This is a genomic window from Sphaerospermopsis reniformis, from assembly GCF_005402885.1.
GTDB classification, from domain to species: domain Bacteria; phylum Cyanobacteriota; class Cyanobacteriia; order Cyanobacteriales; family Nostocaceae; genus Sphaerospermopsis; species Sphaerospermopsis kisseleviana.
Genome location: NZ_BJCE01000014.1, coordinates 35052 through 45401, shown reverse-complemented (window position 1 = coordinate 45401; position 10350 = coordinate 35052). Strand labels below are relative to the sequence as shown.

Annotated in this window: 10 protein-coding genes and 1 riboswitch; of the genes, 2 read left to right on the top strand and 8 right to left on the bottom strand. The window is 39.1% G+C overall.

Annotated features, from left to right (window positions below; all coding sequences use genetic code 11):
* Positions 1-161: 161 nt before the first annotated feature.
* From FFR48_RS03755 to FFR48_RS03740, 4 genes are all read right to left on the bottom strand, one after another.
* Positions 162-344 carry a PCP reductase family protein gene (locus FFR48_RS03755; RefSeq protein WP_096571967.1) on the bottom strand — a complete coding sequence of 61 codons (183 nt, stop codon included), beginning with the start codon at positions 342-344 and terminating at the stop codon, positions 162-164.
* 238 nt (positions 345-582) lie between these two features.
* Positions 583-1959, bottom strand: coding sequence for a phosphomethylpyrimidine synthase (thiC, locus tag FFR48_RS03750; RefSeq protein WP_137666427.1), 1377 nt, complete (start codon positions 1957-1959; stop codon positions 583-585).
* Between the two features lie 6 nt (positions 1960-1965).
* Positions 1966-2063: riboswitch (TPP riboswitch) on the bottom strand.
* Positions 2064-2151: 88 nt separating this feature from the next.
* Positions 2152-4038 carry an excinuclease ABC subunit UvrC gene (uvrC, locus tag FFR48_RS03745; RefSeq protein ID WP_137666426.1) on the bottom strand — a complete coding sequence of 629 codons (1887 nt, stop codon included), beginning with the start codon at positions 4036-4038 and terminating at the stop codon, positions 2152-2154.
* Positions 4039-4181: 143 nt separating this feature from the next.
* A complete protein-coding gene (locus FFR48_RS03740) occupies positions 4182-5408 on the bottom strand; it encodes an LL-diaminopimelate aminotransferase (RefSeq protein WP_193944122.1) in 1227 nt (408 codons plus the stop codon).
* A gap of 27 nt (positions 5409-5435) precedes the next feature.
* On the opposite strand from FFR48_RS03740, the gene FFR48_RS03735 reads away from it, so the two are divergent.
* On the top strand, positions 5436-5579 hold the full coding sequence (locus FFR48_RS03735) for a hypothetical protein (RefSeq protein ID WP_162501838.1): 144 nt from the start codon (positions 5436-5438) through the stop codon (positions 5577-5579).
* Here FFR48_RS03735 and FFR48_RS03730 read toward each other — a convergent pair whose 3' ends face one another.
* The 4 genes from FFR48_RS03730 to FFR48_RS03715 all read right to left on the bottom strand — a co-directional run bounded on the left by FFR48_RS03730 (position 5580) and on the right by FFR48_RS03715 (position 9220).
* Positions 5580-5915, bottom strand: coding sequence for a thioredoxin family protein (locus tag FFR48_RS03730; protein ID WP_137666425.1), 336 nt, complete (start codon positions 5913-5915; stop codon positions 5580-5582).
* 302 nt (positions 5916-6217) lie between these two features.
* Positions 6218-7009: a PspA/IM30 family protein gene (locus FFR48_RS03725; RefSeq protein ID WP_137666424.1), complete on the bottom strand. Its 792-nt coding sequence runs from the start codon at positions 7007-7009 to the stop codon at positions 6218-6220.
* Positions 7010-7234: 225 nt separating this feature from the next.
* A complete protein-coding gene (locus FFR48_RS03720; RefSeq protein ID WP_137666423.1) occupies positions 7235-7924 on the bottom strand; it encodes a PspA/IM30 family protein in 690 nt (229 codons plus the stop codon).
* Positions 7925-8035: 111 nt separating this feature from the next.
* Complete coding sequence (locus FFR48_RS03715) at positions 8036-9220, bottom strand: hypothetical protein (RefSeq protein WP_137666422.1); 1185 nt, start codon at positions 9218-9220, stop codon at positions 8036-8038.
* A 293-nt stretch (positions 9221-9513) separates the two neighbouring features.
* Between FFR48_RS03715 and FFR48_RS03710 the strand changes: the two genes are divergently transcribed.
* On the top strand, positions 9514-10107 hold the full coding sequence (locus tag FFR48_RS03710) for a DciA family protein (RefSeq protein ID WP_137666421.1): 594 nt from the start codon (positions 9514-9516) through the stop codon (positions 10105-10107).
* Positions 10108-10350: the final 243 nt, after the last annotated feature.

Here is a 10350-nt window from a genome sequence, read left to right as displayed (position 1 = left end):
ACCTTTTCGCTTTTTTTGATTGTTCCTACAGGTGTTAATAATTCCTCTAGGTATTCTTTAGCAAATTGATCGTGAGTTTGTCGAGTCATTTGATGATATTGAAAATCACATTTTTCCAAAAATCACAGTAAACATGAAAAATATTAGTTTCGTAATTTCAACTACTTATTAAAATTCTTATTAAACAACTGTTTAGCCTGTTCATAAACCTGAATATCAATAACAACTATCCCATTCTCCTGAGCATAATTTTCAATCTTCTTCCGTGCAAAAGGACGCACAAAAAAAGGAATTTCTTTAATTTTCGCTTCCGCTTCCGCAGTCCATTTTATTTGTTCACTCATAGATTTTTAGGTTGTGAATGATGTGACAGATTTCGATTTATGCACAGTTACAAAAATACAGCATTTTTAATGTATTTCTTCAATCTTCTTTTTCTCTTCTTTCTTCCTTTGCGCCTTTGCGTCTACCCTGCGGGATCTCCTCACGGAGATTGCGTGAGATATAAAAATATAGTTCACGAAAATCACTATAATATCGTTACCAGGTTTAACCCAGTAACGATATTTAACCAGAACTATTTTAGCATTGTTGCGCTACAGGTTCTTTAGCCAAAAATTCCTCTAACTCAGTTAAAGCCTCATCTTCAATCTTAGTCTGCATCGGACAGAACTTAGGACCACACATAGAACAAAACTCAGCCTTTTTATAAACATCATCAGGCAAAGTTTCATCATGATATTCCCTAGCTCGCTCAGGATCTAAAGCTAATTCAAATTGACGATTCCAATCAAAATTATACCGCGCTCTAGACAATTCATCATCCCGATCTCTAGCACCAGGGCGATGTCTAGCAATATCCGCAGCATGAGCAGCTATTTTATAAGCAATTAAGCCATTACGCACGTCTTCAGCGTTAGGTAAACCTAAGTGTTCTTTAGGTGTCACATAACATAACATTGCTGTACCATACCATCCCGCCATGGCTGCACCAATGGCTGAAGTAATATGATCATAACCAGGAGCAATGTCTGTAACTAAAGGACCTAGAACATAGAAAGGAGCTTCTGAACATTCCTCCATTTGCTTGCGGACATTAAACTCAATTTGATCCATAGGCACGTGACCAGGACCTTCCACCATTACCTGTACATCATGTTCCCATGCTCTGCGGGTAAGTTGACCTAAAGTTTTCAGTTCCGCTAACTGCGCTGCATCTGTCGCATCATGGGTACATCCAGGACGCAGGGAGTCGCCTAAACTGAAAGTAACATCATATTTCTTGAAAATCTCAATGATGTCATTGAAATGGGTGTACAGGGGGTTTTGTTTGCGGTGCAGCAACATCCACTTAGCCAAAATACCGCCACCACGGGAAACAATACCTGTAAGACGAGTTTTCACTAAAGGTAAATGTTCTATCAACAAACCCGCGTGAATAGTTTGATAGTCTACCCCTTGTTGAGCGTGCTTTTCGATGATGTGAAGAAAGTCGTCAGCGGTGAAGTTTTCCATTCTGCCGTGGACGCTTTCTAAAGCTTGGTAAACTGGTACAGTACCGATAGGAACAGGTGAAGCTTTGATAATAGCAGTACGAATTTCATCTAAATTACCACCACCTGTGGACAAGTCCATCACGGTATCAGCACCGTATTTAATAGATAATCTTAATTTTTCCAGTTCTTCTTGAACATCGGAAGAATTAGGAGATGCACCAATATTGGCATTGACTTTACATTTAGAAGCGATACCTATAGCCATCGGTTCTAGGTTAGTGTGATTAATATTCGCAGGGATCACCATTCTTCCCCGTGCTACTTCTTCGCGGATCAGTTCAGGAGGAAGGTTTTCCACCTTAGCGACGTGGTACATTTCCTCAGTAATTACACCTTGGCGAGCGTAGTGCATTTGTGTAACATTACCCTGTCCACGTCGCTTGGCTACCCATTCAGTTCGCATACAATAATCCTCAATATACAGCTTCCCTACGCTGGTATTACCCAGTCTCAGGTGTTAAGGGTTTGATCTCAGCTTGGCTTTCACAAGCACCCCTAGCATCAATGGAATTTTAGCATTTTAATGATCAGCAAGGGGAGGGGGTTAATATTTTTTGGTATTTTGGTATTTTGGTGTGTGAAAGTGCAATATTCCTCAATTTGGATGAAAATAGGTATAAATTTCCTGTGCTAATCTCGATCCAATTCCGGGAACTTCTGTTAATTGCTGTGGTGTAGCTTGACGGATATAATCAACGGAGCGAAAATGAGCTAGTAGTAACTTTTGTCGATGGTGTCCTAAACCGGGAATTTCATCTAATCGCGACCTTTTCAATTTATCACTTCTTTGTTGTCGATGAAAACTCACAGCAAACCGATGTGCTTCATCTCGCAACCTTCGCAATAACTGTACTCCTGGTTGTTCTGCATCTGTTTCTAAAGGTAAAGACTCACCGGGTAAAAAGATTTCTTCCCGTTTTTTTGCTAAACTCACAACTCGCAAGTCTGCTAATAAATTCATTTCTTCTAAAATAGATACTACCGCAGATAATTGACCTTTACCACCATCAATCATAATTAAATCTGGCCAGTCAGAATTTCCTAATCTTGGTAATTTTGGATCTTCAATATATTTCCTAAATCTTCTGTGAATCACTTCTGCTAAACTGGCAAAATCATCAGAATGTCCAATACTCACATTGGGATTTTTAATTTTATAATGACGGTAATATTGTTTTGCTGGTAAACCATCAATAAATACCACTTGAGAAGCTACTGCATTACTTCCTTGAATGTGAGAAATATCATAACCTTCAATGCGGTGAGGTAAGTCTGGTAAATCAAGAATTGCTGCTAAATCTTCTAAGGATTTTTGATTACTATTACCCAATTTTTGCATTCTTTGTAATTCAAATTGGGCGTTTTTTTCTACCATTTCTATTAATTCTGCTTTTGTTTGTCGCAAAGGTGCAATAATATTTACTTTTCTGCCTTTTCTTTGTGTTAAAATTTCTGCTAAAATTTCCCCATCGGGTAATTCATGTTGTACTAAAATTTCACTAGGAATTTCTACACTATCTGCTGTTTGATAATGTTCTTCTAATACTCTTTGTAAAATTGCTCCTGGTTCAGCTTGGGAGTTAGCAATAAACGCTAATCTTCCGACTAATTGACCTGCACGAATTTGAAATAATTGAATGTATGCGTGTTGATTATCTGCGGCTAAAGCAATAGCATCTCTTGATACTGTATCATCAGGTAAGGATACTTTTTGCTGTGCAGTTAAGGATTTTAAACCAATAATTTGATCTCTGATTTTAGCTGCGGTTTCAAAATTCAATTCTTCCGCTGCTGCTTCCATTTGTGTTGTTAAAATATCTATTAATTCCTGAGTTCTTCCTTGAAATACCATTGCTATTTTTTGGATAATTGTCCGGTATTCTTCAGGAGAAATTAACTGTTGACAAACTCCAGGACAACGACCAATATCATAATTTAAACAAGGACGATCTTTAAATAAAGGTTGGGGTCTTTGTTTTTGGGGAAAAATGCGTTTACACAGGTGCAGAATTTCCCGTAATAAACCTGAGTCTGTGTATGGTCCGTAGTATTTATCTTTTTTATCTTTGGGTTTTCCCAGTTGACGTTTACGAGTAATAAAAATGCGTGGATATTCCTCAGACCAGGTAATGCAGAGATAAGGATATTTTTTATCGTCTTTTAATAAAACATTAAAATATGGTTGATGCTGTTTGATTAAATTTGCTTCTAATGCTAAAGCTTCCGCTTCCGTATCAGTGACGATAAATTCAATTTCTGTCACTAATTTAACCATCGTGTTGATGCGTTGGGTTTTATTAGTGTAGTCACGGAAATAGGAACGAACACGCGATCGCAATTTGCGAGATTTACCTATATAAATAATGCGATCGCTTTCATCCCGCATTAAATAAACCCCTGGTGCTGGGGGAATTTCTGCTAAACGGGTTTCTAGTTTCTCTGGGTTTTTAACTAATGGTAGAGTTTGAGATGATACTGTCACGGCTAATGTTAGGTAATTTTACAAATAAATACCTTTCTTTATTTTAAGAAATATTTTTAATGTAACAGCACGCCAGGGAATAAATTCCCTGTCTTATAGCTAAAGTCGGTTAAAACCGACTATTTTGCAAAGATTATGGTTTCTCAAACGCTAGAATTAATAAATTCAGCAATTCTATCTACCGCAGTTTCTAATATCTGTGGTTCTTGCACCAACGCAAAACGCACATATCCTTCCCCCGCTGGACCAAAACCAGCACCCGGAGAAGCAGCTACACCAGTTTGTTTAACTAACTCTGTACAAAATTTGATAGAATTATTACTCCAAGGCTCTGGTAATTTTGCCCAAATATACATAGTTGCTTCTGGTGTGGTAACGTTCCAACCAATGCGGTGCAAGGCATTGATGAAAGCATCACGACGTTGGCGGAAAATAGCAACTGATTTTTTTACACCGTCTTGATTGCCTGTAAGTGCAGCGATCGCCCCATGCAAAATTCCCAAATATTGATTAAAATCAACGGTGGCTTTGACTTGTTTTAAAGCTTGAATTAATTGAGCGTTACCAATTGCATAACCTATACGGAAACCACCCATATTATAAGATTTAGACAAGGTGAAAAATTCAATAGAAACGCTTTTTTCAGGGTCAGCTTGTAAAATTGAGGGAACTGAGGATTTTAGATTTTGGATTTTGGATTTTGGATTGAAAGTTTCGTCCTGGGTAAATACTAAATCTACGTAGGGGAAATCATGGACTAAAACAATGTTATGCTTTTGACAAAAAGCTACAGCTTCTTGAAAGAAAGATAAAGGAGCGATCGCACTGGTAGGATTATGGGGATAGCTTAACACCATCAGCCGTGACTGAGCTAAAACTGAAGCGGGAATATCAGTCAACACTGGTAAAAAATTATTTTCTGCCTTTAAGGGCATTGGGTAAATTTGCCCACTTGCTAAATAAACTCCTCCTGCATGGGAAGGATAACCAGGGTCTAATAACAAGGCAAAATCACCAGGATTGAGAATTGCTAAAGGTAAATGTGCAGTTCCTTCCTGAGAACCAATCAAAGGTAAAACTTCTGTTTCTGGGTCAACTTTAATACCGAATTTTTGCTCATACCATTGAGCAGCAGCTTGACGAAATCCTTGAGTTCCTCGAAACAGCAAATAACCGTGAGTGTTAGGATCATCAAGAGATTTGGCGATCGCATCAATAATATGATTATCTACTGGTAAATCAGAAGACCCCAGAGACAAATCAATTAATTCTTTTCCAGCAGACACAGCTAGAGCCTTAGCCCTGTCCATGTCCGCAAATACATTAGCTTGTAAGGGTTGTAAACGCTGTGCAAATTGCATTTTAGTCATTAGTCATGGGTCATTAGTAATTAGTCATTGGGCAAAATCAAGTCAAAAGTCAAAAGTCAAAAAATAGGGAACAGGAAAGAGGAAAGGGAGCAAGGAGGAAAATACCTCTCTTCTGCCTCCAGTCCCCAGTCCCCAGTCCCCAGTCCCCAGTCCCCAGTACCTGACCATTGACTAATTACTATTTAAATGCTGATCCAAAAGACTGAGTAATTGATCTTTGCTGATAACTCCCTCAGTCGATTCTAGCAGTTGCTTTTCTTTAATTAACCTGAGTGCAGGGACACCTTCCACCTGATACTGTTTCACAGTTAGGGGGTTAGGGTCAATTTCCATCTTGACAATTTTTAGGCGATCGCTGTATTTATTAGCAGCTAAACTAATCATTGGCGACATCAATTGACAAGGACCACACCAGGAAGCCCAAAAGTAAACTAATACAGGCTGCTCGGCTTTTAAAACCTCAGTTTCAAACTCAGCGTCAGTGATAGTTATTACACCCTTACTCATTAAAGTCTCCATTAGGTGGCATCTTCCAAGTTGACACACACATTACTGTATCGTAAAAAGGAGTCAGGAGTCAGGAGTCAGGAGTCAGGAGTCAGGAGTCAGGAGTCAGGAGTCAGGAGTCAGGAGTTATTTATTTTGGATTTTGGATTTTGGATTTTGGATTGTTTTTGTTAACTCCAATCTAAAATCTAAAATCTAAAATCTAAAATTTTCTTTCCCAGTCACCAGTCACCAGTCCCCAACGAAACAAAATCCCACAACCTTGAGGTGTGGGATATTCTCAAATGTGTTTTCTGCAAAACTTACAACTGATCTAATTGTCTTTTTAAAGCTTCCAATTCAGCATCCACTGGCTCCGCAGGTTTAGCTGTGGTAGTTGGTTGTTGTGTATTGGTGGGTTGTTGTTGTGGGGGTAGTTGCGGTTGAGGTGCTGCTGGTGGTAGCATACTTGCTTTCAAAGCTGCCAATTCATCATCAACATCACTACTACCTTCTAACTGGGCAAATTGGCTTTCTAAAGTTCCACCTACTAATTCTGCTGTAGACTGAGCGCGAGCTTCTTGCATCAAAACCTTTTCTTCCATGCGCTCAAAAGCAGCCATAGCACTGCTTGTACTCATCCCACTAACCATTGAACCTAGTTGTTCCTGAGCTTTAGCAGCAGTAATTCGCGCTTTGAGCATTTCTTTCTTGGTTTTAGCTTCAGAAATTTTGCTCTCTAGCTGGATCAAATTCTTTTTCAGAGTTTCCACCTGTACAGTCTGCTGATCTAAACTGACTTTTAATACTGTAGCAGTATCATTAAAAGTTTTCTTGCGCTCTAATGCTTGACGGGCTAAGTTTTCATCACCTTTTTGCAGAGCTAGTTGGGCGTTACGTTGCCACTTATTAACTTCATTTACAGCCTCATTGTATTGTTTATCTGTGCGTTTTTGGGCAGCAATGGCTTGTGCAATACCTTGACGTAACTGTACCAAGTCTTCCTGCATTTCCAACAGGGCTTGTTCCAGCATTTTTTCTGGATCTTCTGCTTTATTGATTAAATCGTTAACATTCGCACTAACTACTCTTTTAAGCCGATCAAATAATCCCATAACTTTGTTTTTCCTTGTTTTTATGCTTGAGGTTTACGCAATTTGTTAGACAGTGAAGTTTTTTACTGTTTAATAGTTACCTATTTCAATTTAATCTTTTCAGTCTGGATTGGTTTCCTCTCTCCATTCTGAATCATCACCCTATAATTCAGCTACATTAACTCATCACATTTAACACTTTGGAGTTTTCACCTTGGAGTTTTGGCTACTTGCTGCACTGAAAGGCTATATCTCTGTCGGCTGGTTATTTACCTCCTTTAACATTTGGGTTTTCATTGCTGCCAGTTCAACATCGACATTGTTATTAATAGAATTCAAATTAGCAAACCTTGTTTCCAGATTATCACTACCCAGTTGACCAATTGCTTCTGCTTGTGATTCTATCTGCAACACCTTATCTTCCATGCGTTCTAATGCACTCAGACTAGATGTAGTAGAAAATTCACTCAGCATTTCCTGAAGTTTATAGGAAGCTTGAGCAGAACGAGCGCGAGCAATGTACATATCTTTTTTAGTTTTTACTTCTGCGGTTTTCAACTCCAAACTACGCATATCCTGTTTTAACTTGTCTACTACTTGTTTTTGCTGTTCTATTTGCTCAAACAAAGCTGTAGCCGTTTGTTGGTAAGTTTGGCGTTTGGTGAGAGCTTCCCGTGCTAAAACTTCATTACCTTGTTGGAGAGCTAGTTGAGCGCGACGATACCATTCTTGAGATTGAGATTCTGCTGCAAGTGCTTGACGTTCAGTGCGTTTTTGGGTAGCGATCGCACCAGCAACTCCCTGTCTCAATTGTACCAAATTTGACTGCATTTCCAGAAAGGTTTGCTCCAAAACTTTTTCTGGATCTTCAGCACCATTCACCAAGCTGTTAACATTAGCACGAATCACCCGCAAAATGCGCTTCATCACTTCCATACTTAAATATGCTCCATTCAGGTTTTAGCAACCAGCAAGTTTAGGCTTCTTTCCATGATCAATTCTGAATTATCAATTATCAATTATCAATTATCAATTATCAATTACCTATCATGGTTTTCGTACACGGGCTTTAATGCCTTTTGCCTGTAGTTGCTGTAAACGTTGTTTTGCTTCCTCTTCAGTCTTCAACACACCAAGATAAATATACTTTTGTCCATCTGATAAATAAGCATCAGGAACAACTTGCCGCGCACTTGCTAAAGCATTATTGCCTTGATTATCAGCCACAATATAATAGTACCCATCCGCTGATGGTTTTATTTCTGTATTCAGTCCTGGTAAAGTTTCCTTGGGCTTGGGTATAGCGGAAACATTGGGGACTGAAGTTAGTGGAACTACTGGACTTATTTGTGTTTCGATGACTATGGGTTGGGGAGTAGCTGTCGGGGTTGGTTTAACTTTCGGTGTTAAACCTATTACATCATTAGGATCTCTCACCTGTGGAAACTCACGAGCCGCCAAGTTAGGATATTTGGGGATAGGTGTGATTTCTGGTTGGGCTATAGGTGAGGGATTACTTTCCGAAACATAAGTATTTTCACTATTTTTTGAGGAGATCCGGTTAAAAAGTTGGCTCAAATGCAACTGTGGTAAAGTTCGGGGATTAAATACTACATAGCCTAAAGTTAAACTAGCTAACAGCAGCAGCATAGAACCAATACCCAACGGTGACAGTAAACTGTCGTTAGAATTAGTTGATTTGTTGGTTGGTGGTTGTTCTTCTTGGAGACTTCGCAGCAGTGCTTCACTGGATTCTAAATAATCATCTGGGTGTTTGGGAGTATGATTTGCCGCTACAGGAGTTTCACCTTCAGCCTTGGGCTTTGTCGGTACTATACTACTGATAGGCTTTGACTCAGGTGGCGGTGGTGGGGTTTGTATTTTGGTAGACTGTTCGGCAGAAGACAGTGGTAAATGATTGATTTGTTCCTGTTTTTCCACATCTGAGACAGAATTTTCTAGAAAAATTGAGTTATTCTTAAATTCTGACGTTGATGGCTGAGTTGTTACCAATGTCTCAGTTATGGTATTTAACTCTTGGGATGGCTGAGGAATATAATTTTCTACACTAACTTTTTTCGTTTGCCTCACTCCATTGCGTGCGCGTCGGTATCTAGTTAACTCTTGATCCAACTGCACTTCTAAACTTCCTAGTGCTGCTGCTAGTGCTGGTTGTAAGCCAGAGGTTTTAGCGGATGAAGTAACAGAATCAATTGTGGGATTTTGACTCATTGCCAGGATGCCTTCAATATGATAGTGCTGTATGAATTTTATCAGTAAAAAATTCAAGTGACTCCTGTACGGGCGAAGTAGGGGCGAAGCATTAGGAAAATAGCGTGTTGATAAAATTGATAATTTGTTGCCCGAATGCTTCGCCCTGACAGGAAAATAGCGTGTTGATAAAATTGATAATTTTGTTGCCCGAATGCTTCGCCCCTACGACTCCTGACTGCTTAATCTCCTAGCCCATGACTTACGTCACGCTGCGGGAACACAGATAACTTTTTCAGCAAACCCAAATCTAGATGTCGTTGAAATCTGTTAATGATATTTTAGGCATTCTCCAAGTGGAAGCCCAATGGCAGGAACAACCTTTTTCACGCTTGCTCAAGTGTTGGCAAGAAGTTGTTGGGGTTAAGGTTGCTGCACAAACACGCCCTTTGTCGATTCAGCGTGATGTTTTGTGGGTAGCAACTTCTAGTGCAGCTTGGGCGCAAAATTTGACTTTTCAACGCAAAAATCTACTTTTAAAGTTAAATAAAAAGTTGAATCACGAGATATCTACACCTTTGATAGATATTCGGTTTTCTACTGCCCAATGGAAACAAACACCATTACCAGACAACCCACAACAAACTTTATCACCCCAAGCACACCCCAGTTATTTGGGTGATGTAGGTGTGGGTATTTCCAAACCTGAACTTAAAGCTAGTGCTAAAAATGCTCAGACAGCTTTTGAACAATGGGCTAGAAATAGACAAGAGCGATCGCATAACTTAAACTTACCTCTTTGCCCCCAATGTCAATGCCCATCCCCACCAGGTGAAGTCCAACGCTGGGGTGTTTGTTCTCCTTGTGCCGCTAAATTTGTCATTGATCAAGCAGGAAACAAAGAATAGCCAAAATGCAACATCTAAAAGGCTCATGTCATCCAAATCTCACTCTTTACCTTTGATCCCCAATGCGTTATAAGCAAAAACAAGTATGTGGACACTTCACTAATCATATACAAATATGACAAAAATATAAAAACATAATAAAAATTTTTTTTTCAAAAAAATACCTAAAACCCTTATTAGATAATTACTTCTTGGCTTTTATACCCATTTTGTCAGGGAACGAAAATATTAAGTGTGATAATT